Source organism: Micromonospora rhizosphaerae, assembly GCF_900091465.1.
GTDB classification, from domain to species: domain Bacteria; phylum Actinomycetota; class Actinomycetes; order Mycobacteriales; family Micromonosporaceae; genus Micromonospora; species Micromonospora rhizosphaerae.
The window spans coordinates 6,206,434-6,228,035 of record NZ_FMHV01000002.1; the positions used below are offsets into that span (position 1 = coordinate 6,206,434).

18 protein-coding genes are annotated in these 21,602 nt (G+C 75.6%); 9 read left to right on the top strand and 9 right to left on the bottom strand.

The annotated features are described in order from the left end of the window. Positions 1-195: 195 nt before the first annotated feature. From GA0070624_RS29225 to GA0070624_RS29235, 3 genes are read left to right on the top strand one after another with little or no spacing between them, the layout of a single operon-like run. On the top strand, positions 196-1,248 hold the full coding sequence (locus GA0070624_RS29225) for an AAA family ATPase (RefSeq protein WP_091346211.1): 1,053 nt from the start codon (positions 196-198) through the stop codon (positions 1,246-1,248). Between the two features lies 1 nt (position 1,249). Then, complete coding sequence (locus GA0070624_RS29230; RefSeq protein WP_091346213.1) at positions 1,250-2,548, top strand: DUF58 domain-containing protein; 1,299 nt, start codon at positions 1,250-1,252, stop codon at positions 2,546-2,548. Positions 2,549-2,564: 16 nt separating this feature from the next. After that, on the top strand, positions 2,565-5,027 hold the full coding sequence (locus tag GA0070624_RS29235; RefSeq protein WP_091346215.1) for a transglutaminase TgpA family protein: 2,463 nt from the start codon (positions 2,565-2,567) through the stop codon (positions 5,025-5,027). Positions 5,028-5,280: 253 nt separating this feature from the next. On the opposite strand, the gene GA0070624_RS29240 is transcribed toward GA0070624_RS29235, so the two are convergent. From GA0070624_RS29240 to GA0070624_RS35090, 5 genes are all read right to left on the bottom strand, one after another. Next, the gene (locus GA0070624_RS29240; RefSeq protein WP_091346217.1) at positions 5,281-5,676 is read right to left on the bottom strand and encodes a DUF3040 domain-containing protein; all 396 of its coding nucleotides are present in this window, start codon (positions 5,674-5,676) and stop codon (positions 5,281-5,283) included. Positions 5,677-5,791: 115 nt separating this feature from the next. Then, complete coding sequence (locus GA0070624_RS29245; protein ID WP_091346219.1) at positions 5,792-7,051, bottom strand: DNA polymerase IV; 1,260 nt, start codon at positions 7,049-7,051, stop codon at positions 5,792-5,794. Between the two features lie 95 nt (positions 7,052-7,146). Further along, positions 7,147-8,310: an alkaline phosphatase family protein gene (locus tag GA0070624_RS29250; RefSeq protein ID WP_091346220.1), complete on the bottom strand. Its 1,164-nt coding sequence runs from the start codon at positions 8,308-8,310 to the stop codon at positions 7,147-7,149. Next, a complete protein-coding gene (locus GA0070624_RS29255) occupies positions 8,307-9,056 on the bottom strand; it encodes a methyltransferase domain-containing protein (protein WP_176731921.1) in 750 nt (249 codons plus the stop codon). Before GA0070624_RS29255 ends, GA0070624_RS29250 begins: the two co-directional genes overlap by 4 nt. Positions 9,057-9,103: 47 nt before the next feature. Next, complete coding sequence (locus tag GA0070624_RS35090; protein WP_176731922.1) at positions 9,104-9,271, bottom strand: hypothetical protein; 168 nt, start codon at positions 9,269-9,271, stop codon at positions 9,104-9,106. 135 nt (positions 9,272-9,406) lie between these two features. On the opposite strand from GA0070624_RS35090, the gene GA0070624_RS29260 reads away from it, so the two are divergent. Then, a complete protein-coding gene (locus tag GA0070624_RS29260) occupies positions 9,407-10,126 on the top strand; it encodes a sulfite exporter TauE/SafE family protein (RefSeq protein WP_176731923.1) in 720 nt (239 codons plus the stop codon). Between the two features lie 46 nt (positions 10,127-10,172). Here GA0070624_RS29260 and GA0070624_RS29265 read toward each other — a convergent pair whose 3' ends face one another. The 4 genes from GA0070624_RS29265 to GA0070624_RS29280 all read right to left on the bottom strand — a co-directional run bounded on the left by GA0070624_RS29265 (position 10,173) and on the right by GA0070624_RS29280 (position 16,910). Next, complete coding sequence (locus tag GA0070624_RS29265; protein ID WP_091346225.1) at positions 10,173-13,568, bottom strand: error-prone DNA polymerase; 3,396 nt, start codon at positions 13,566-13,568, stop codon at positions 10,173-10,175. A gap of 240 nt (positions 13,569-13,808) precedes the next feature. Beyond that, positions 13,809-15,500, bottom strand: a complete 1,692-nt coding sequence (locus GA0070624_RS29270; RefSeq protein ID WP_091346227.1) for a DNA polymerase Y family protein — start codon at positions 15,498-15,500, stop codon at positions 13,809-13,811. Then, a complete protein-coding gene (locus GA0070624_RS29275) occupies positions 15,497-16,345 on the bottom strand; it encodes a hypothetical protein (RefSeq protein ID WP_091346230.1) in 849 nt (282 codons plus the stop codon). The genes GA0070624_RS29270 and GA0070624_RS29275 overlap by 4 nt, the downstream gene beginning before the upstream one ends. A gap of 115 nt (positions 16,346-16,460) precedes the next feature. Beyond that, positions 16,461-16,910, bottom strand: coding sequence for an SAV_6107 family HEPN domain-containing protein (locus GA0070624_RS29280; RefSeq protein WP_091346232.1), 450 nt, complete (start codon positions 16,908-16,910; stop codon positions 16,461-16,463). An 865-nt stretch (positions 16,911-17,775) separates the two neighbouring features. Between GA0070624_RS29280 and GA0070624_RS29290 the strand changes: the two genes are divergently transcribed. From GA0070624_RS29290 to GA0070624_RS29310, 5 genes are read left to right on the top strand one after another with little or no spacing between them, the layout of a single operon-like run. Further along, positions 17,776-18,264, top strand: a complete 489-nt coding sequence (locus tag GA0070624_RS29290; protein ID WP_091346234.1) for a YbaK/EbsC family protein — start codon at positions 17,776-17,778, stop codon at positions 18,262-18,264. A 29-nt stretch (positions 18,265-18,293) separates the two neighbouring features. Further along, a complete protein-coding gene (locus GA0070624_RS29295) occupies positions 18,294-19,052 on the top strand; it encodes a monooxygenase (protein WP_091350047.1) in 759 nt (252 codons plus the stop codon). Continuing rightward, positions 19,049-19,627, top strand: a complete 579-nt coding sequence (locus GA0070624_RS29300) for a GNAT family N-acetyltransferase (protein WP_091346236.1) — start codon at positions 19,049-19,051, stop codon at positions 19,625-19,627. Before GA0070624_RS29295 ends, GA0070624_RS29300 begins: the two co-directional genes overlap by 4 nt. Next, a complete protein-coding gene (locus tag GA0070624_RS29305) occupies positions 19,627-20,475 on the top strand; it encodes a carotenoid biosynthesis protein (protein ID WP_091350053.1) in 849 nt (282 codons plus the stop codon). Before GA0070624_RS29300 ends, GA0070624_RS29305 begins: the two co-directional genes overlap by 1 nt. Further along, positions 20,472-21,599, top strand: coding sequence for a glycosyltransferase family 2 protein (locus GA0070624_RS29310; RefSeq protein ID WP_091346239.1), 1,128 nt, complete (start codon positions 20,472-20,474; stop codon positions 21,597-21,599). Before GA0070624_RS29305 ends, GA0070624_RS29310 begins: the two co-directional genes overlap by 4 nt. The last annotated feature ends 3 nt before the right edge of the window (positions 21,600-21,602 follow it).

Sequence of the window (21,602 nt, forward strand, 5' to 3'; positions counted from 1 at the left end):
CACGCGTCCCCCGGTCCGGCGAATATTCCGGGCGTAACCGACCGACCGCCTGCGGGGGTCGGCGACAACGACAAACATGGTTAGCCTGAGAACAGTGAGATTTTTGCGGCAGACGAGGCTCGGCCGACGCGAACCCAACGGCGGGTCCAGGTGCTCTATTCAGAGCTGCCGTCCAGGCGACGAGGAGGAGTGCCCGTGACACAACAGACCTGGGACGAGGTGGGCGGTCTGCTGCCGCACGACGAGTTCCGCGCCGCCAGCGAGGCCATCGTGGCCAACATCGAGCAGGTCATCGAGGGCAAGACCGCCACGGTCCGGCTCGCCCTCGCCGTCCTGCTCGCCGAGGGCCACCTGCTCATCGAGGACGTGCCCGGCGTCGGCAAGACCAAGCTGGCCAAGGCCCTGGCCCGCTCGATCGACTGCTCGGTCCGCCGCATCCAGTTCACCCCCGACCTGCTGCCCAGCGACGTCACCGGGGTCAGCGTCTACAACCAGGAGACGCACGACTTCGAGTTCCGCCCCGGCGCGGTCTTCGCCAACCTGGTGGTGGGCGACGAGATCAACCGGGCGTCGCCGAAGACCCAGTCCGCCCTGCTGGAGTGCATGGAGGAGCGGCAGGTCACCGTCGATGGCGTGACCTACCAGCTGCAGACCCCGTTCATGGTGATCGCGACGCAGAACCCGATCGAGATGGAGGGGACCTACCCGCTCCCGGAGGCGCAGCGCGACCGGTTCACCGCCCGGATCGCGATGGGTTACCCGGACGCCGGCGCCGAGCTGGCCATGCTGGACGGTCACGGCGCCACCGACCCACTGAACGAGCTGCGCCCGGTCTCCGACGCGGCCATCGTCCGCCAGCTCATCGCCACCGTCCGGCAGGTGCACGTCGCCGACGCCGTCAAGCAGTACGCGATCGACCTGGTCACCGCCACCCGGGAATCCCTCGACCTGCGCCTCGGCGCCTCCCCCCGGGCCACCCTCCAGCTGCTGCGCACCGCCCGCGCGGTGGCCGCACTGGAGGGGCGGGACTACGTCCTTCCCGACGACCTGCAGGCCCTCGCGGTGCCCGTGCTGGCGCACCGGATCATCCCGACCGCCGACGCGCAGCTCGCCCGGCGCACCACCGACGCCATCGTCGCCGAGCTGGTGCACCGGCTGCCGCTGCCGCACGAGCGCAAGCGCTCGCCGTACGACACCCGGCCCGCCCCCGGCAAGGGCCGCGGGCCGTACGAGCCCCGGAGGCCGTGACGTGCGCGACGGGTTGCGCGGACTGACCACCCGCGGCCGCTCGTTCCTGGCGGCCGCGGCCGCCGCGGCGGTCTCCGCCGGCATCCTCGGGGAGAAGGACCTGCTCCGGGTGGCCGTGCTGCTCGCCATCCTGCCGCTGCTCGCGGCGGCGTACGTCGGGCGCAGCCGCTACAAGCTCGCCTGCAACCGCGCGCTGGAGCCGCACCGGGTGCCGGTCGGGGCCAGCTCCCGGGTGGTGCTGCGGCTGCAGAACCTGTCCCGGCTGCCCACCGGCACGCTGCTGCTGGAGGACCGGTTGCCGTACGCGCTCGGCAGCCGCCCCCGGGTGGTGCTGGAACGGCTCGGCGCGCACCAGGCGAGCTCGGTGGCGTACACGGTGCGGGCCGACGTGCGCGGCCGGTACGAGGTGGGCCCGCTGGTGGTCCGGCTGACCGACCCGTTCGGGCTCTGCGAGCTCAGCCGCGCCTTCCCCAGCACCGACCACCTCACGGTCATCCCGCAGGTCACCCCGCTGCCCTCGGTCCGCCTGCCCGGCGAGTACGCCGGCAGCGGCGACAGCCGGGCCCGCTCGGTCGCCGTGCACGGCGAGAACGACGCCGCCACGAGGGAATACCGGACGGGCGACGACCTGCGCCGGGTGCACTGGAAGTCGACCGCGCGCACCGGCGAGCTGATGGTGCGCCGCGAGGAGCAGCCCTGGGAGAGCCGGGCCACGGTCGTGCTGGACACCCGCACCTTCGGTCACCGCGGCGACGGCCCGACGGCGAGCTTCGAGTGGGCGGTTTCCGCCGCGGCCAGCATCGCCGTGCACCTGCGCCAGGCCGGCTACAAGCTGCGCCTGGTCACCGGCTCCGGCGCGGACGTGGACGCGACCGAGGGGGCCGGGGAGGGGCTGCTCCTCGACCACCTCGCCGAGGTCCGGTTGGACAAGCGGGGCGAGATCGGCACGCTGGTGGAGAGCGTCCGGCAGCGGGCCGACGGCGGGCTGATCATCGCCCTGTTCGGCACGCTGAGCAGCGCCGAGGCCGAGCTGCTGGCCGGGCTGCGCGGCAACGGCGCGACCTGCGTCGGGTTCCTGCTGGACAGCTCCACCTGGCTCACCCTCCCACCGAAGGCCCGGGCCGAGGCGGAACAGGCGCACGGCGCCGCCGCGCTCGCCCTGCTGCAGAGCGGCTGGCGGGTGATCGGGGTGGACCACGGCAGCCGGCTGCCGGTGCTGTGGCCGCAGGCGGCCCGCGGCTCGCAGGGCTTCGCGCTGCGCGCCGCGCTCGCCGAGACGGTGGCCGGAGGGGTGCGATGACCGGAAGGGTGACCTCGTGACAACCGCGCACCGGAACCTCGGTTTCGTCGCCGCCGCCGCGACCCTGCTGGCCGCGGCGCCGCTGTCGGCCATCTTCGAGCGCTGGACGTGGCTGATCCAGGCGGCCATCGCGGTGGCCGTGGTGGCCGGCGCGGCGGCCCTGAGCCGCGTGGTCCGGGCGCCGCTGTGGGGCCAGGTCCTGGCCATGCTCGCCGGTCTCCTGCTCGCGCTGACCTGGATCTTCCCGGCCGGCACCGAGCTGCTCGCGTTCCTGCCGAGCCCGGGCACCCTCGCCCACTTCGGTGAGCTGCTCGGCGCGTCGGTGGCGGACATGCGGTCGTACGGCGTGGAGGTGCCGGACGTCGACTCGCTGCTGTTCCTCACGGTGCTCGGCATCGGCGGGGTCGCGGTGCTGGTCGACGTGCTCGCCGTGGGACTGCGCCGCCCGGCGCTGGCCGGCCTGCCGATGCTGGCGATCTACTCGGTGCCGGTGGCGGTCTACGTGGACAGCGTCCCCGCGACGCCGTTCATCTTCGGCGCCTGCGGTTACCTCTGGCTGCTGGTCACCGACAACGTCGACCGGGTACGCCGGTTCGGCCGCCGGTTCACCGGCGAGGGCCGGGACGTCGACGTCTGGGAAGCCTCCCCGCTGGCCGCGGCGGGCCGGCGGCTGGCGGTGGTCGGCGTGGCACTGGCGGTGGCCCTGCCGCTGGCCGTGCCGGGGATGACCGGCGGCCTGATGGACACGGTCGGCTCCGGGACGGGCGACGGCACCGGGCGACCCGGCCAGGGCGGCAGCCAGGGACGGATCGACCTCTTCGCCGCGCTCAGCGGGCAGCTCAACCAGTCCGAGGTGACCGAGCTGGTCAAGGTCACCACCAACGAGCCGGCCCCCTTCTACCTGCGCTTCGGGGTGGCCGACGAGCTGCGGCCGGATGGCTTCCGGGTCCGGGCCCCGAGCGGACGGCCCGTCAACCGGGGCCTGCCGGACCCGACGGAGCGGAGCGTCCGGGGCGTCGACCGGCAGCGTTACCGCGCCACCATCGAGGTGACGAAGAACCTCAACATGCCACTGCTGCCGGTCTACGCCGAGCCGGTGAAGACCGAGGACCTGAGCGGCAGCTGGTTCTATGACGCGAACCGCCAGATCGTCTTCTCCAACCGGGACAACTCCCGGGGCAAGCGTTACGCGTTCGACTACGTCCGCTCGACGTACAACCCGGCGGCGCTGCGCGCGGCGCCGTCCCTGCCGGCGGACGACCCGGTGCTGCGCCAGCAGCTGACCTGGACCCCGACGGTGGTGGCGGTCGAGAAGCTGGTCAAGGACCTGATCAAGGGCAAGCAGAACGACTACGACAAGGTCCGGGCGATCTACGACTTCTTCTCCGTCGAGAACGAGTTCAGGTACTCGCTCTCCACCCGGGGCGGCACCAGCGGGGATGACATCACCGACTTCCTCACCGGCAGGGTGGGCTTCTGCCAGCAGTACGCCGCCGCGATGGCGTGGCTGGTCCGGGCGGCGGGCATCCCGGCGCGGGTGGCGTTCGGCTTCACCAACGGCAGCAACTCCAGCGGCGGCACGTACGTGCTGACCAACCGGAACCTGCACGCCTGGACCGAGGTCTACTTCGCCGAGATCGGCTGGGTGCCGTTCGACGCCACCCCGGCGGCGAGCATCCAGGGGTCGGTCCGATCGGCCTGGGCCCCGGACGTCGACGCTCCCGAGGAGCCCACCCCATTGCCGAGCGGCGCGTCCGCCCCCGGCGGGGTCGACCCCTCGGCCGGCCCAGAGGGGCCGGACCGCATGGACAAGGAGATCGACGCCGGCCTCAGTATCGACGGCGGCGGCCCGACCCGGCAGGCCCCGGTCTGGCCATGGTGGACGGCGGGAGCGCTCGCCCTGCTGGCGCTGCTCGCCGCGCCGGCGCTGCGCCGGGCCGCGCTGCGCCGCCGTCGGGGCAGCCGGACGGCCGCACCGGCGGCCGCCACCATGGACCCCGCCCCGGACACGCCCGGCGGGGCACGCGAGGTGGTGGTCGGCGTGGCGGCGGACCGGGCCCGCGCGGACGCGCACGCCGCCTGGGACGAGCTGCTGGACACGCTGATCGACTTCCGGGTACGCGTCGATCGCACGGAGACGCCCCGGGCGACGGCCGCCCGCCTGGTCCGGGAGACGCTCACCGAGGATGCTGACGCCGCCACGGCGGTCCGGCTGCTCGGCCGCGCCGAGGAGCGGGCCCGCTACGCCCGCGATCCGCTCACCGGCGAAGAGCTGCACCCGGCGCTACGGAGGGTGCGCGGGGCGCTGGCGGCCCAGGCCGACCGACGCACCCGCCTGCTCGCGGCCGTGCTGCCGCCGTCGGTGCTGCTGCGCTGGCGGGCCGCCCTGTCGGACACGTCGGCCCGCCTGGTCGTCACCACCAGCCGGCTCCGAGGCAGCCTGCTCCGGTGGGACCCGCGCCGCCTCCTGGCCCGCTGATCCGGCCCAGCCGTCCGCCGGCGCCTCCCGCGTTGCCGGCGGACGGGGGCGTGCCGAGCAAGATCGCGCTACTTGCGGGAAGAAGTGGCGGCCTCGATTCCACGAGGCCACCACTTCCTGCGAACAGTGCGATCTTGGCCGACGCCGCAGACCCGGCAGCGTGGGAGCAACAGGCATGGTGATGCGACCACGCTCGCCGGACTATGACTCCGGCGACGCGCCGTCGCGGCCCCGAATCAGGGGTGGGACGTGGTCAGCGGTGCCCCTCCGGGCGCTGCCGCCACCGGTCCTCCAACCGTTCGAGGAATGATCCCCGGCGACCCGTACGACCGCGGGGACGACGGCGACTCGTCGTGCCGCCCACCACGTGCAGGTCGGGCGACTGGGAGCGGCGATGCGACTGCACCGCGTAGCCCAGCGAGGCCAGCATGACAACGAAACCCGCCACCGACAGCAGCGGGGTGGTGATCACGACCCCGTAGACCAACAGGGCCAGACCAGCGATGACCACGCCGGCAGCGACGAGCAGGCGACGCCGCGCGTGGAAACGCGGGTCGCTGGCGCGCACGGCCGAGGCGAATTTGGGGTCCTCGGCAAGCGACCGCTCGATCTGCTCGAACAGCCGCTGCTCGTGCTCCGAGAGCGGCACGGCACTCCTCCCCGGTCACGTTGGTCGGCCCGGTCGGGCCGACAGACCGTGGCAGCCATTCGGCTGCTTACCCGCAAGTCTACGAGGGGGCTCGCGCGTCGGAAAGCGGGACGACCTAGGGGCGGGTCGGATTTTCCCTTCGATGCGGATCACGCTTGCCGAGAAGACTGGCCGGACCTATGACGGACCGCCCGAATCGGGCAGCGGCGGCGTCCGCGGCCGCCTCGGCCTCCCGCCAGCCGCGCTCGGGAGCGCCCAGGGTGAGCTGGCGCGGCGTCTCCCCGGCGGCGGCCAGCCCCTCCACCCGTACGCCGACCAGGCGGATCCGCTCCCCCGGGTCGAGGACGGTCCAGAGCGCCCAGGCCGTATCGAAGATCTCCCGGGCGGTGTCGGTCGGCACCGGCAGGGTGCGGGAGCGGTTGACGGTGCGGAAGTCGGCCAGCCGGACCTTGAGCGACACCGTCCGCCCCACCTGCCCGGCCCGGCGCAGCCGGGCGCCGACCTTCTCGGCCAGGGCGAGCATTGCCCGGCGGATCTCCAGCGGGTCGGCCACGTCGACGTCGAACGTCACCTCCGCGCCGATCGACTTCTCCACGTGCTCCGGGCTGACCCGGCGCGGGTCCCGCCCCCAGGCCAGCTCGTGCAGGTGCGTGGCGGGCGCCTCACCGACCGCCCGGCGCAGCATGCCGAAGGGCGCCTCGGCCAGGTCGCCGACGGTGTTCAGGCCGAGGCGGCGCAGCGCCTCGGCGGAGCGCTCCCCCACCCCCCACAGCGCCGCGACCGGCAGCGGGTGCAGGAAGTCGAGCACCCGGCTGGCCGGCACCACGAGCAGGCCGTCCGGCTTGGCCCGGGTGGAGCCCAGCTTGGCCACGAACTTGCTCGGCGCCACCCCGACCGAGCAGGTCAGCCCCTGCTCCTCGGCGACCCGGCGGCGGATCAGCCGGGCGATCTGGGCCGGCGGCCCGAAGAGCCGGCGGGCGCCGGCCACGTCGAGGAAGGCCTCGTCCAGGGAGAGCGGCTCGACCAGCGGGGTGACGTCGCGGAAGATCTGCATCACCGCCTTGGAGGCCGCCGAGTACGGCCCGAAGTCGGGAGGCAGGTAGACCGCGTGCGGGCAGAGCGCCCGGGCCTGGGCGGTGGGCATGGCGCTGCGGACGCCGTACCGGCGGGCCTCGTAGCTGGCGGAGCTGACCACGCCGCGCGGCCCGATCCCGCCGACCACGACGGGCCGGCCGCGCAGCTCGGGACGGCGACGCACCTCGACCGAGGCGAAGAAGGCGTCCATGTCGACGTGCAGGATGTGGCAGCCGGTGTCGTCGGCGTCCGGCCCGAAGCGCGGATCCCCGCCCCGGGGCAACGACTGGCTGCGGCCCATGCCGGCAGGCTAGCCGCCCGGTCCGACAACCCGGCCCGCGCCCGACCCGACAAGCAGCAGCCGGCAGCGCGACGAGCGGCAGCCAGCCGAGCCGGTCAGCCCCGGACGACCAGCAGCGGGATGGTCATCTCGGCCGCCGTGTCCGCGCCGTGGTACGCCACCAGCCGCGACTCCATCGGCCTCTCCGACCGGGTGGCCACCACCGCGTACGTGCCGCGGCAGACCACCACCACGTCGCCGATCCGGCGCAGGTGCTCCTCGGGCACCGGCCCGAACCAACCGGTGGCCACCGCCTCGTCCCGGGTGGCCACCCACGCGGCGTCGCCCAGCACCGCCGACCAGGCGGCCACCACGTCGGCGACCGCGCCCGGCTCGACGTGCAGGTAGCGGACCCGGGGCTCGCCGGCCACCACCCGCACCCCGGCCCCCAGGCGCGGGTCGGTGTCCAGGTCGAACCGGTGCGCCTGCGGCACGTTGAGCTGACCGTGGTCGGCGGTGACCAGCAGCGCGGCGTCCGGCGGCAGCCCGTCGACCAGCCGGGCGAGCAGCCGGTCCACCTCGGCGGCGGCGAGCCGCCAGGGCGCCGAGTCGACCCCGGAGAGGTGGCCGTGCCGGTCCAGGTCGGGGTGGTAGCCGGAGACCAGGGTCGGGCCGGTGCCGGCGGCCAGCGCGGTGAGCATCTGCACGGCGAGCGCGTCGACGTCCGAGGCGCCCCGGTAGTCGCCGCCGCGGTTGGCGGCCAGGGTGAGGCCGCTGCCGCCGTACTCGGGACGGCTGACCACGGTGACCGCGACGCCGGCGGCCCGGGCCCGCTCGTACTGGGTGGGCACCGGCTGCCAGCGCAGCGGCTCCGGGTCGTCGGCCCACTCGATGTGGCTGAGCACCCGGTCGGTGTCGGGGACCCGGACCTTGAACCCCAGCACTCCGTGCGCCCCGGCCGGGGCACCGGCGCCCAGGGTGACCAGGCTGGTCGGGGTGGTGGAGGGGAAGCCGGAGGTCAGCGGCGTGCCGACGGTGGCGGCGAGGCCGGCCAGGGTCGGCGCGTACGGGGCGGCGGTGGGGATCTGGTACCAGCCGAGCCCGTCGACCAGCAGCACGGCGATCCGGCGTACCCCGGCCAGCCGCGGCCCGAGGCCGAGCAGGTCGACGGCGCCGGCGACGCCGAGCACGGCCAGCGCGCTGGGTAGGAGGTCGGCCAGGCTGCCCCCGCCGTAGCGCGGGGCGACCGGCTCGAACGGCCCGACCGACACCGCGGTCACGCCGGGCGGCGGGCGAAGAGGTGCAGCTGGGCGGCGAGGTCCCGGTACGGCGACCGGGCGGCCAGGGCCCGTTCCAGCTCGATCAGGGCGGCCGGCTGGCCGTCCGCCACGGCCGCGGGGAGCAGGTCGGCGAGGACGCGTACCCCGTGGATCTCCTCGACCGTGAGCCCGGCGCCGGTCAGCAGCGCGGCGGCGCGGTCCGCGTCGTAGCGCCGGCGCAGGGTGTCCCGGGGCCCGGTGCTGCCGTGCGGGTCGGCGGCGAGCGCGGCGGCCACGTCGAGGTGGCCGTTCATCGCCCGGCCGAGCACCGCGCCGGCCCGGCCGGCGACCAGGACGCTGGCCGCCCCACCGGGGCGCAGCGCCGCGGCCAGCGCGGAGACCACCGGGGCGGGATCGTCGACGACCTCCAGGACGGAGTGGCAGAGGGCCAGGTCGACGCTGGCCGGCTCGACCAGCCCGGCGAGCGCGTCGGCGTCGCCCTGCAGCGCGCGTACCCGATCGGCGACCCCGGCCTCCGCGGCCCGGCGGGTCAGCGCGGCGAGCGCGTCGGGGCTGGCGTCGACCACGGTGACCCGGTGGCCGGCCTCGGCGAGTGGGACCGCGAAACCGCCGGTCCCGCCGCCGACGTCGAGCACGGTCAGTCGCTCGCCGGCGCGGCGGTCGAGCTCGGCCCGGAGCACCGACCAGATGACGGCGGTACGGGGGGTCAACGTTCGCGTCTGCTCCACCCGGTCGAGCCTAGTCACCCGCGCCACTCACCCATTGCGGCCGGTGGTGGCGATGCGCGTGGTGCTCAGGCCTCGGCCCCGCCCTCGGGGTCCTGCTCGGCGCGGGACCGCCGGGCGTTGGCCACCGGCCCGTCGGTCACCGGGTACTCCCGGGCCTCGCACTGGTGCGGGTGCCAGTCCGCCCCCAGCCGGGTCCGCCGGCTGTTGGCCACCCTGTGGTACGTCTCGCTCATCGTTCCTCCCCTCGTAGTACCGGAAACCGGAACGCCTCCTGAAACAAATGGATCGTGTAAAACGATGCCGCATGTGTCGGTTATCTCCGAGCCGGCCGGTTGTCCGCCCGCCCTCCGGTGCGCCAGTCTCGGCGGGTGGTCATCCTGCTCAGCGCGTTCGGCATCGTGCTGCTCGGCGCCTTCGCCCAGGCGGTCAGCGGCTTCGGGTACGCGCTGGTGACCGTGCCGTTGCTGGCCGCCGCCGTCGACCCGCGCGCCGCCGTGGTGGTGTCGGCGCTGACCGGCATCGGGCTGACCCTCACCGCGGCCGTTCGGGAACGCGCGTACGCCCGGTGGCGGGTCGCGGGGGCACTCACCGCCACCGCCCTGCTCGGCCTGCCGGCCGGCCTGCTGGTCCTCGCGCGCGCGCCGGAGCGGCTGCTGAGCGCGCTGATCGCGGCCGTGGTGCTCGGCTGCGCCGCGCTGGTCTGGTCCGGGGCGCGGATCCGCACCGGACGGCTCGGTCTCGGGGCCATCGGCGTCATCGTCGGGGTGCTCACCGCCGCCACCGGGACGAACGGGCCACCTCTGGTCGCCGCGTTCCACTCGCTCGGCTACGACCCGCGCACCTTCCGGGCCACCCTGGCGGCGACCTTCTCCGGCACCAGCCTGATCGGGCTGACGGGGTTCCTGCTGGCCGGTCAGGTGCACGCCGACGTGGTGCGGATCTCCCTCGTGGCGCTGCCCGCGGTGCCGCTCGGCTGGTGGCTGGGAAACCGGCTGTTCCACCGCATCGACCCGGTGGTGTTCCGCCGGATCGTGCTGGTCGGGCTGCTGGGCAGCGCCGGCGCCGCGCTCGCGAGCCTCGCCGGCTGAGCCCGGTCGTCCGCGGACCGCGTTCCGGGTCGGCGCGCGTCCCGGGTCAGCGGAAGTCGCGGGACGCCGGGGCCACCGGCGGCTCGATCGCGTCGAGCCGGTCGGCGGTGAGGGTGGTGACCCCCTCGTGCCGCTGCAACCGGCCGCGCACCACCAGGGCGGTGCTGGTCTTCGCCACCCGGCGGTAGCGCTGCCAGAGCCCCGGCGAGCAGGTGACGTTGAGCATCCCGGTCTCGTCCTCGAGGTTGAGGAAGGTGACCCCGCCCGCGGTCGCCGGCCGCTGCCGGTGGGTGACGATCCCGCCGACCCGGATCCGCTGGCCGGGCTCGACCCGGCCGAGCCGGGCGATCGGCACCGCGCCCAGGGCGTCGAGCCGGTCGCGGATGAACCGCGCCGGGTGGCTCTCCGGCGACAGCCCGGTGGCCCAGACGTCGGCGACCAGCCGGTCCACCGCTTCCATCCCGGGCAGGGTGGGCGCGGCCGCGCCGGTCACCGTGCCGGGCAGCCGGCCCGGCCGGTCCTGGGCCGCCGCGCCGGCGGCCCAGAGCGCCTGCCGCCGGGTCAGCCCGAAACAGGCGAAGGCGTCCGCGGTGGCCAGCGCCTCGAGCTGCGCGGCGGTGAGACCGACCCGCCGGGCCAGGTCCGGCATGTCCCGGTACGGCCCGTGCGCCGTCCGGTCGGCCTCGATCCGCTCGGCCACGTCCTCGCCGAGGGTACGGACGCTGCCCAGCCCCAGCCGGACGGCGGGCCCGCCCAGCCCCCAGGCGTGCGGCGGCTCCCCCGGCTGGCTGCCCCACCGGGTCTCCGGGGTGGATTCCAGCACCGCCTTCGCGCCGCTGGCGTTGATGTCCGGGCGGCGCACCTCGACGCCGTGCCGGCGGGCGTCGTCGACCAGGCTCTGCGGCGAGTAGAAGCCCATCGGCTGGGCGTTGAGCAGGGCGGCCAGGAACGGCGCCGGGTGGTAGCGCTTGAGCCAGGAGCTGGCGTAGACCAGGTAGGCGAAGCTCATCGCGTGGCTCTCCGGGAAGCCGTAGCTGGCGAAGGCGGTGAGCTTGCGGTAGACATCGTCGGCCAACTCGCCGGTGATGCCCCGCTCGGCCATCCCGGCGTAGAGCCGGTCGGCGATCTGCGCCATCCGCTCGGCCGAGCGTTTGGCCCCCATGGCCCGGCGCAGCTGGTCGGCCCCGGCCGCGTCGAAGCCGGCCAGGTCGATCGCGAGCTGCATCAGCTGCTCCTGGAACAACGGCACGCCGAGGGTCTTCTCCAGCGCGTTGCGCATCAGCGGGTGCGGGAACGTCACCGGCTCCTGGCCGTTCTTGCGCCGGATGTACGGGTGCACCGAGCCGCCCTGGATCGGGCCGGGCCGGATCAGCGCCACCTCCACCACCAGGTCGTAGAAGCAGCGGGGCTTGAGCCGGGGCAGGGTGGCCATCTGGGCGCGGCTCTCCACCTGGAACACCCCGACCGAGTCGGCCCGGCAGAGCATGTCGTAGACCTCGGGGTCGTCCAGGGTCATGTCGCCCAGGTCGAGGCTCATCCCGATCATGTCGTAGCCGTAGTGCAGCGCGGAGAGCATGCCGAGCCCGAGCAGGTCGAACTTGACCAGGCCGACCGCCGCGCAGTCGTCCTTGTCCCACTGGAGCACGCTGCGGCCGGGCATCCGCCCCCACTCCACCGGGCAGACCTCGATCACCGGCCGGTCGCAGATCACCATGCCGCCGGAGTGGATGCCCAGGTGCCGGGGGAACGTCTGCAGCTCGTTGGCGTACGCGACGACCTGCTCGGGGATGTCCTCCACGTCGACCGAGGCGACCGAGCCCCAGCGGTCGATCTGCTTGCTCCAGGCGTCCTGCTGGCCGGGCGAGAAGCCGAACGCCTTGGCCACGTCCCGCACCGCCGACCGCGGCCGGTAGGAGATGACGTTGGCCACCTGGGCGGTGTGCTCCCGGCCGTACCGGGTGTAGACGTGCTGGATCACCTCCTCCCGGCGGTCGGACTCGATGTCCACGTCGATGTCCGGTGGGCCGTCCCGCTCCGGGGCGAGGAAGCGCTCGAAGAGCAGCCGGTGCCGGACCGCGTCCACATTGGTGATCCGCAGCGCGTAGCAGACCGCCGAGTTGGCCGCCGAGCCCCGGCCCTGGCAGTAGATGTCCTGCTCCCGGCAGAACGTGACGATGTCGTAGACCACCAGGAAGTAGCCGGGGAAGCCCAGCTCCTCGATCATCGCCAGCTCGTGGTCGAGCTGCGCGTACGCCTCGGGGTGCGCCTCGGGCGGGCCGTACCGCTCCCGGGCGCCGTCCATGGTGAGCTTGCGCAGCCAGCTCATCTCGGTGTGCCCGGGCGGCACCGGGTACGCCGGCAGCTTCGGCGCGACCAGTTGCAGGTCGAACGCGAGCTCCGCGCCGAACTCGGCGGCCCGGGCCACCGCCCCCGGGTACGCGGCGAACCGCGCCGCCATCTCGGCGCCGCTGCGCAGGTGGGCGGTGGCCGCGGCGGGCAGCCAGCCGTCGATCTCGTCCAGGCTGCGCCGGGCCCGGACGGCGGCCAGGGTGGTGGCCAGCCGGCGTCGGCCCGGGGTGGCGTAGTGCACGTTGTTGGTGGCGACCGTGGGCAGCCCGGCGGAAGCGGCCAGCTCGGCGAGGGCGTCGTTGCGGTCGGCGTCGACCGGGTGGCCGTGGTCGGTCAGCTCCACCGCCACCGTCTCGGCGCCGAAGAGCGCGGTCAGCCGGTCCAGCTCCCGGGCCGCCGCGTCGACGCCCTCGGTGAGCAGGGCGGCCGGCACGTGCCCCTTGCGACAGCCGGTGAGCACCAGCACGTGGTCGCGCAGCTCGGCCGCGACCTCCTCCAGCTCCCCGTAGACCGGGCGGCCCTTCTCCCCGCCACGCAGCTGGGCGCGGGAGATCGTGGCCGCCAGCCGGGCGTACCCCTCGTGCCCGTGGGCGAGCACCAGCAGGTGCCGGCCGAGCGGGTCGGGCTCGCCGTTCTGCGGACCGGGCAGCCCGAGGGAGAGCTCGGCGCCGAAAATCGTCGGCAGGTGCAGCGCGCGGGCCGCCTCGGCGAAGCGGACCACGCCGTAGCAGCCGTCGTGGTCGGTGACGGCGAGCGCGGTGAGCCCCAGCCGGGCCGCCTCCTCGGCCAGCTCCTCGGGATGGCTGGCGCCGTCGAGGAAACTGAAGTTGGAGTGCGCGTGCAGCTCGGCGTAGGGCACCACGCCGTCCGGGCGGGGCAGCTCGGGCGGCTGGTAGTGCTGCCGCTTGCGGCTCCAGGCCGGGGAGTCGCCGCCGTCGGCGTCGACCGCGAGCGGATCCACCACATGCAGGTGCCGCTCGTCCCGTGACCGCCCGCCGTCCGCCCGCCCCCCGCCCGGCCGGCCATCAGCGGGTCGGCCGGAGAGCACCCCCTCCAGCTCCGACCAGGACAGCTTCGGGTTGTGGAAGCTCATCCGGCCGCTCCGGTGGTGGCCGGCTCCACCGACGAGGAGGCCGCTGAGCGATATACCTGGGAGGCATATTTATGACTCACAGGTATATCGCTTTCCGGGAGAAGTTCCCTCGGCGCGCCGGACAGCAGCGCGAGCGACCGCGAGGTGGTGCGGGGCCGCCGGCACGCAGCGACGGCGGAGTGAGCCACGCCCGGCCCACCCGCCGCGGAGTGGAGCAGCCGGGCCGGGACGCCGACCGGCTCAGTCATAGATCGCCTCCACCAGCCACTGGCCGGCCTCGACCACCAGCAGGAGGGCGGCGCCGTCGGCGAGGCAGACCTGGAATCGGGCCCGCCGCCGAGCCTCGGTCGGCGCCCACCAGCGCTCGTCCACCGGCCACGGACCGGCCCAGCCGACGATCTCCGCCGGCCGGCCCGTGCCGACGACCAGCCGGGCGGGCGGGGCGCTCACCGCCAGCCGGGCGCTGACCACGACCGGTTCGCCGGCGGCGTCGTGCACGGTGGCCAGGAGCGGGGTGGGCAGCACCACGGCCGGCGCGGGCGGCGGAAGCCGACCCGGCCACGGCGGCGGCGCGGCGGACCGCCCCGCCGCGGCCGACCGGCCCCGCCCATCCCGCGCGGCCGCCCCACCCTGCCGCGCCGGTCCACCCGCCGCTGCCGACCCGTCCGACAAGGACGGCTCGGCCGGCAGGGGCGGTTCGCCGGGGCGGGCGGGTAGCCGTTCGTCGCCCCACGGCACGAGCCGCACCTGGTCGGCCGGGGACCGGCCGCCGCCGAGCACGGCGGTGACCACCGCCTCGGGGCCGAGGATGCCCTGCACCCGGCTCAACGCGCGGTGCGCCCGCTCCCGCTCCGCACCGGTCTCCCCCCACAACCCGGGTTGCAGGCCGGCCTGGGCGAGCACCCCGTCCGGCACCAGCCGCAACCGGATGATGCCGGCGGTCGGTCGGGACGGGCGGGCCCCGCCTCGGCCGTTGCTGCCGGAGAGCCAGCCGTCCAACTGCCAGCGCACCCGGTCGGCGATGGCCGCGGCGGTGAGCAGGCCGTCGTGCCGCCAGACCCGGTGCAGCTCCTGCCCGTGCGCGGTGACCGCCTCGATGCCGAGCCGGGTGCAGGCCAGCCCGTACGCGGCCAGCCGCTCGTGCAGCTGCTCGGCGAGCGCCCGGGCGGCGAACGCGGCGGCGTCGACCCGGTCGATCGGCTCGTCGTAGTCGGCGGTGACCGCCAGGTCGGCCGGGGGCTGCCGGACGGCGAGCGGCCGGTGGTCCCGTCCGGCGGCGAGCCGGTGGGCCAGCGCCCCGTCGAAGCCGAACCGGGCCAGCACGTCACCGGCGGGCAGCGCGGCGAAGTCCCCGAGGGTACGCACCCCCAGCCGGCGCAGCAGGTCGGCCAGGGCCGGGCGGCCGAGCGCCTCGACCGACAGCCCGGCCAGGAACTCCGGTGTTCCGCCGGGCGGCACGATCCGCCCGTCCCGGGCGGCCAGCCCGGCGGCGAAGACCCCGTCGGCGATGCCGACCTGGCTCTCCACCGCACAGGACTGGGCGACGTGCTCGATGATCCGTTCGGCCGCCGCCTCCTCACCGCCGAGGTAGCGGCTCGGGCCGCGGGCGGCCAGCGCGCACGCCCCGGGGCGGACCACCTCGACCCCGGCGGCCATCTCCTCGACGGCGGCGACCACCGGCTCGAACGCCCGGGCGTCCCGGCCGGGGTCGTACTCGACGACGGTGAGCTGCGGGCAGCGCCCCTGCGCCTCGCGCTTGCGCAGCCCCCGGCGCACCCCCTCGGCGCGGGCCCGCTCGGAGCAGGCGACCACCCGGTTGGCGTGCAGCACCGCGACCGGGTCGGTGGCGGGCACCCCGTCGACGATCTCGGCGGCGAGCACCGGCCAGTCCGGGCACCAGAGCAGCAGCGTCCGCACCGGCGCACCGGTCATGCCGGACCGACCAGGGTGAGCGCGCCGCGGCGGGACGGGGTGGCCAGGGCCGCCGAGGCGACCGGCGTCACCGGGCGGAGCCGCCCGGCACCAGACCGACCCGTGCCGGACGCGGCCGGGGTGGCCGTGCCGCGGACCGCCGGCCGGGAGGCGACACCCGGGACGACCGCCCCGGTGGCCCGGGGGATGACCCGGGTGAGCCCGTCACCGGGCAGCCAGACCTTGATCTCCTTGGGTCGGGCGGCCGCGCCGCGCCCGCGCGCCGAGACGGTCACCTCCCGGCGTCGGAGCCGTCCCCGGCCCGGCCCGAGCCCCTCCCAGACGCCCCGGACCACCTGCAACGTGACGTCGGCGCCGTCCCACCGGCCGTACGGGACGAGCACGCTGCCGCGCTGCCGGGCCCGGGCGGCCAGCCGATTGGCGACCGAGGCGGAGACCGTGGTCGGCACGGCGGTGACCACCACGTCCACCCCGTCGATCAGTGCGGCGATGACGGTGGGCCACTCGGGCCCGGGGTGCGGCACCAGGGCGAGGCGGTCCAGGGCGATCCCGGCCTCGGCCGCGGCGACGGCCCCGAAGGTGGGGACCCCGACCACGGCGCACCACGAGCCCGCCCGGGACGCCTCGGCGAGCAGCGCCAGGATCAGCGACGTCCCGCCGCTGCGCCGGGGCTGTCCGACGCCGACCGCGATGGTGCTGCCGCGACGCAGCCCGCGGTTGGGCAGCAGCCCGGTCAGCTCCGGCAGGACCGGGAGCACCCGGTGACCGCCCGCCGGGTCGGGTGCGCTCGCCGGACGCACCAGACCGGCCAGTGCGGCGGAACCGACCACCATGCGGCCCGCCATTGGACCAACCCCCTGTCGTGTTGCCACGGGAACCAACCCCGTCGTTGTGCTGGATCAGAAGTGCAGGCGCGCCGTCCGGCCACCCGGCTCCCCGCCGGCGGCCGGACGCCACGGGTCAGGCGGCGAGCCCGTCGAGCGACGGTTGATGCGCCAGGCCGAGCGCGGTCTCCACCACCGTCACGAACTGCTCGGCGGCGCGAAGCAGGTCGTCGGCCTCGCGGGCGGTGACCACCCGGGGGATGCCGGCCTCGGCGGCGGCCCGCTTGCCGGCGCCGGCGGCGAAGTAGCGCGCCCACTCGTCGAGCTCGGGGGCGACGGCGGAGAGCAGGACCCAGACGCTGGTGATCCGGTTGCGCCGGCCGGGGGCGGGGCGGGCGCGGGCGGCGAGCAGGGCGGCGGCGGCGCGCAGCGCCGAGAGGTGGGCGGCGGCGTAGCGGAGTCCGTCGGGGCGGGTCTGGGCGGCCTCGGTCAGCCCGTGGCGGGCCACCGCCAGCAGCTGGGCGGGAGTGCGGTGCGGCAGCACGTGCGCCGGCACCGTCGGTGCCTGAGCCGGACTGGTCGGCATGGGACTGTCTCCTCCACGTGGCCGAGGCGGGTGCGCCGCGCGAGCGGATTGGATCCGCCGGCGAGCGCCCGGGGCGGGTGGTGCGGAGGAAGACGCACCGTGGTGGGGGCCGGCCGGGTGTGGACGCTTCCCCACACCCACACCCGGCCGGCGTACCGGCGGGTCCGTCGCCCGCCGCCCGGGGGTCGTGGGCGGCGGACGACGATCCTGCCTGACGGGGACCGGGCTCGCGACTGCCCGGAACCCCGGTGCGGTCCGCGGAACCGCACCGCCCGGAAGCCGGCGCCGCGAAACACCCCTCCCGGGAAGTTGGAACGGGCGTACGACCTAATCGAACACTCGTTCTAACTGCCCTGACAGTACACCCCCCGTCCGACAAAAATGCAACGTGTGACGCGCCGAGGCGCCCGATCACCGTGCGATCCGGCGGGTCGGGGCGACACGCCGTCGGCGGCCGGGATTCTCAGTCGGCGCACAGCATCGGCAAAGGCGGCACCGAGATCGTCGCCGCAGGGTTGACCCATGAACGTCAGCCGTACCGAAACGACCGCCCGGTGACCGCCGCCGTCGCCGACCGGCGATCCCCGCGCCGTGGCCTCCCGGCGGTCCCCGGCTGGTGGGCCGACGCCGCGGGCAGCGCCGCCGCTGCGGCAGGAGGCGCTGGCGGCGCAGAGCGCCCACATCGACACGGTCTCGGGGGCCACCGTCACCAGCGACGGCTACCGCGAACGCGCTCGACTGGCTGGCCACCCTGGACGGGTACGCCGCCCTGCTGGTGGACGCCGCCGGTCGGGTCCGCACCACCCCGAACTGGCCCGGCGTGGGCGGGTGAAGCGGGCGAACCGGGACCGGGGAGAATGACCGCATGCAGCCACATCCGAACGTGCAGGCGGTGCAGCGGGCGCTCGACGCGGCGGAGGCGCGGGACGGCTCGGGCGGGTCGAGCCAGATCCGCCTGCTGCCCGAGGCGGTGCACACCGCCGTGGCGGCGGCCACGGCGCTCGGCGTCGACGTGGGCGCCATCGCCAACTCGCTGATCTTCGACGCGGACGACGCGCCGCTGCTGGTGCTCACCTCCGGCGCGCACCGGGTGGACTCCGCCGGCCTGGCCGCGTCCATCGGGGTCACCCGGCTGCGCCGGGCCACCCCGCAGTTCGTCAAGGAGCACACCGGCCAGGTGATCGGCGGCGTCGCCCCGGTCGGCCACCCGAAGCCGCTGCGCACCCTGGTCGACACCGCGCTCGCCGAGTACGACGAGGTCTGGGCCGCGGGCGGGGTGCCGCAGGCGGTCTTCCCCACGACGTACGCCGAGCTGCTGCGGATCACCGCCGGGACGCCCGCCGAGGTGGCGTGAGCGAGCCAACCGGCAGGCCCAGCCGCCCGGTGCGGCGAGCCGTCGGCGAGGCGGCTCCGGACACTCCGGAGCTGGTCACCCTGCACGTGTGGCGGATCCGCCGGGCGGCGGTGCCCCGGGCGCTGGCCCGGATGGCGCTGCACCCGCGGCGGCTGCGGCGCACCCCCGGCGTCCGGTTCGGCAAGCTGCTCGGCACCGGGACCGGCACCGGCTTCGGCCCCGGCGACGCCGACCTGACCCGGTGGGCGGCGCTGGTGGTCTGGGACTCCCCGGCCGCGGCCGCCGGCTTCGACGACTCGCCGGTGGGCCGCTCCTGGGCCCGCATCGCCCGGTCGTCCGTGCGGGTGGGGCTGCGCCCGCTCACCAGCCGGGGCGAGTGGTCCGGCACCCGGCCGTTCGGTGACCCATCCGCCGGCCGGGTGGACGGCCCGTTGCTGGCGCTGACCCGGGCCCGGCTGCGACCCCGCCGGGCGGTCACCTTCTGGCGGGCGATCCCGCCGGTGGCCGCCACCCTGCCCGCCGCGGCCGGGCTGCTCGCCCGGTTCGGCGTCGGCGAGGCCCCGCTCGGCTGGCAGGGCACGGTGAGCGTATGGCGAGACCCGGCGGACCTGGTCGCGTTCGCGTACCGTCACCCGGAGCACCGCGCCGCGATCACGCGGACCCCGATCGAGGGGTGGTACGCGGAGGAACTCTTCGCGCGGTTCGAGGTGCGCGAGGTGGTCGGCGACCGGACGGTGCTCGGGTGGGTCGCCGACGGCGACCTGGAACAGGCGAGAGGACGCGCATGAGGTTGGTGCGGTGGACGCCGGACGATCTGGTCCGGCGACTGGACGACGTGGTGGCCGTCTACGGCGAGGCGATGGGCTACCGTGCGGACCTGCTGGAGGCCCGGCGCGGCTACATCGCCACCCACGTCCGCCGCCCCGGCTTCCGGGCCGTCGCCAGTCTCACCACCGAGGGCCACCTGGTCGGCTTCGGGTACGGCTACGTCGGCGCGGCCGGGCAGTGGTGGCACGACCAGGTGTACCAGGCGCTGGACGTCGACGCCCGCAAGCGCTGGCTGACCCACTGCTTCGAGGTGGTGGAGTTGCACGTCCGCCCGGCCGCGCAGGGGCACGGCCTCGGCGCCGGCCAGCTGCGCGCCCTGCTGATCATGGCCGAGGGGACGACCACCCTGCTCTCCACGCCGGAGGCCGACGAGCAGAAGTCCCGGGCCTGGCGGCTGTACCGGCGGTTCGGCTTCGTCGACATCCTGCGCGACTTCCACTTCCCGGGCGACGAGCGGCCGTTCGGCGTACTCGGCCGGGACCTGCCGCTGGCCGCGCCCGAACCGGCCCCGGCACCCGTACCGGGCGCGCAGTGATCCGACGGCCAGTGCCCTGGGCGCTGCTGGCCGTGCTGATCCTCGCCCAGATCTGCTATCCGCTGACCACCGGCGCCGCCCGGGCCGGGCTGACCGTGGCCACCGTCGTGCTCGGCTGGCTGCTCTCGGTGGGCCACGCCCTGCTCAGCCGCGGTGCGCGGACGGCGGCGGCGCTGGTCGCGGTGGCCACCGGCGGCGGGTTCGCGATCGAGGCGGTCGGGGTGGCCACCGGCTTCCCGTTCGGCAGCTACGACTACTCCGGTGAGCTGGGCCCGAAGCTGGCCGGGGTGCCGCTGATCATCCCGCTCGCCTGGACGTGGATGGCCTGGCCGGCCTGGCTGACGGCCATCCGGCTGACCACACCCGGCGCGCCGCCGGCGGGCGACCGGGCCGCGTGGACCCGCCACGTCGGACGGGTCACGCTGGCCGCGGTGGGGCTGGCCGCCTGGGACCTCTTCCTTGATCCGCAGATGGTGGCGGAGGGCTACTGGGTCTGGCGGGACGCCGTCCCCGCGCTGCCCGGCCTGCCCCGCATCCCGGTCAGCAACTACCTCGGCTGGCTGCTCTTCGCAGTGCTGCTGATGTCGGCGCTGCGCCCATTGGCCGGGCCGGCCGTGGACCGCACCGGCCGGCAGGACGGGCCGATGTTCGCGCTGTACCTCTGGACGTACTTCTCCAGCGTGCTGGCCCACGCGGTCTTCCTCCGCCTGCCCGCCTCGGCGGCCTGGGGCGCGGCCGGCATGGCGGTGGCCGCCGTGCCGCTGGCGCTGGTGCTCCTCCGCGCCCGTCCGCAGGAGAACGACAAGCAGATGCCCGCGCCCCGCCCCGGCGTCGACGCGACCGCATGACCGCCGTCCTCGTCCTGCTCCTCGCCGTGGCCGCGCTCACCGTGCACACCTGGGTGAACGCCACCCGCTGGCTGCGCCGCCCCGCCGACGGGCCGGTCGAGGTGGCCGAGCCGGTCGCGGTGCTGCTGCCGCTGCGCGACGAGGCCGACCGGGTGGAGCCGTGCCTGCGGGCGCTGCTCGCCCAACGGGGGGTGCCCCGGCTGCGGATCGTCGTGCTCGACGACGGATCCACCGACGGCACCGCCGACGTGGTGCGCGCGGTGGCCGGCGACGACGAGCGGCTCACCCTGCTCACCGGGGTCGCCCCGCCGCCGGGCTGGCTGGGCAAGCCGTACGCCTGCTGGCAGCTCGCCAGCCGGACCGACCCGGCCGCCACCGTCCTGGCCTTCGTCGACGCCGACGTGGTGCTCAGCCCGTACGCGGTGGCGGCGGCGGTGGCCGAGCTGCGCGCGGCGCGGGCCACGCTGCTGTCGCCGTATCCGAAAATCCTGGTGCGGACGGTGGCCGACCGGCTGGTGCAGCCGCTGCTGCAGTGGTTGTGGCTGACCTTCCTGCCGCTGCGGGCGATGGAACGCTCGCCGCGGCCGTCCCTGGCCGCGGCGGGCGGCCAGTTCCTGGTGGTCGACCGCGCCGGCTACCTGCGGGCCGGCGGACACGCGGCGGTCGCCGACAAGGTGCTGGAGGACATCGAGCTGGCCCGGGCGGTCAAGCGGTCCGGCGGCCGGATCGCCCTCGCCGACGGCTCCCGGCTGGCCGCCTGCCGGATGTACGAGACCTGGCCGCAGCTGCGCGACGGCTACGCCAAGTCGCTCTCGGCCATTTTCGGCCACCCGGTCGCCGCGGCGGTCGTGGTGGCCCTGCTGCTCCTGCTCTACCCCGCTCCCCCGCTGATCGCGCTGGCGGCGCTGCTGGCCGGCGCGCCGGCGGTGGCCGCCCTCGCGGCCCTCGCCTACCTGGTCGGAGTGGCCGGCCGGGTGGTCAGCGCCCGGGCGACCGGGGGCCGGTGGTGGCCTGACGCGCTGACACACCCCGTGTCGGTCGTGGTCCTCGGTTGGCTGACGCTGCGGTCGTACCATCTGCGCAAGCGGCACCGGCTGTCCTGGCGGGGCCGCCCGGTCAGCTAGGAG